Source organism: Pseudomonas sp. 50_B, assembly GCF_017491625.1.
GTDB classification, from domain to species: domain Bacteria; phylum Pseudomonadota; class Gammaproteobacteria; order Pseudomonadales; family Pseudomonadaceae; genus Aquipseudomonas; species Aquipseudomonas danubii.
Genome location: NZ_JAFGYX010000057.1, coordinates 1 through 1,223 on the forward strand (window position 1 = coordinate 1; position 1,223 = coordinate 1,223).

The following is a 1,223-nucleotide window of genomic DNA, read 5'->3' on the forward strand; positions in this document are numbered from 1 at the left end:
GTGCCGGTGAACACCAGGTTGCCCTTGGTCGCCAGGACGCCGGCCCACAGCGGCAGCTGCTCCTTGTGTTCCCACACCAGCTTGCCGGTGGTGGGGTCCATGGCGCGCAGGGTGCCGACGTGGTCGTCGTACATGCGCTTGATGCGGAAGCCCATCCCCAGGTAGGCCGAGCCTTTCTTGTAGTTCACTTCCTCGGTCCAGTACTCCTCCTTCCACTGGTTGCCGGGGATGTAGAACAGCCCGGTGTCCTGGCTGTAGGCCATGGGGTTCCAGTTCTTGCCACCCAGGAACGGCGGCGAGACTTCCACCGGCTTGCCCTTGGTTTCACCCGGCAGCGGCTTGGCCGGACGCTGGCCGGGATTCTCTACGGGGCGCCCGGTCTTGAGGTCGATGTGGCTGGCCCAGGTGATGTTGTCGACGAAGGGGAAGGCGTTCTGCAGTTTGCCGTTGTTGCGGTCCACCACGTAGAAGAAGCCGTTGCGGTCGGCGTGGCCGGTGGCCTTGACCACCTTGCCGTCCTTGTTCTTGTAGTCGAACAGCACCAGTTCGTTGTTGCCGGAGAAGTCCCAGGCGTCGTTCGGCGTGTGCTGGTAGAACCATTTCACTTCGCCGGTGCTCGGGTCGACGCCGACCTGACCCGAGGTGTACAGGCTGTCGTAGTCGTGGGGGTTGCCGTCTTTCGAGGTCCGCGCCCAGGTGTTCCACGGGCCGGGGTTGCCGGCGCCGACGATGATGGTGTTGGTTTCGGCATCGAAGCTGGCGCTCTGCCAAGGGGCGCCGCCGCCGTGGCTCCAGGCTTCGACCTTGCCGGTTTCGGTGGTCTTGTCATCGGGCCAGGACGGCGCCTTGACGTCGCCGGTGGGGGTGCTGTCCTTGCCGTTCAGGCGGCCCATGTGGCCTTCGACGAAGGGCCGCATCCACACCTCTTCGCCGGTGTCCGGGTCGCGGGCGAACAACTGGCCGACCACGCCGAATTCATCGCCGGAGCTGCCGTGGATCAGCAGCACCTTGCCGCTGGTCTTGTCCTTGATCAGCACCGGGGCGCCGGTCATGGTGTAGCCGGCGCTGTGGTCGCCGAACTTCTTGTTCCACACCACCTTGCCGGTGTTCTTGTCCAGGGCGATGACCCGGGCGTCGAGGGTGCCGAAGTAGATCTTGTCGCCGTAGATCGCCGCGCCCCGGTTGACCACGTCGCAGCACGGGCGGATGTCGTCCGGCAGGCG

The 1,223-nt window shown here is 65.4% G+C and carries 1 protein-coding gene; it reads right to left on the minus strand.

The features are described 5' to 3' along the window. A partial coding sequence (exaA, locus tag J5M73_RS30880; RefSeq protein WP_207816843.1) for a quinoprotein ethanol dehydrogenase occupies window positions 1–1,223 on the minus strand: 1,223 nt, incomplete at both ends.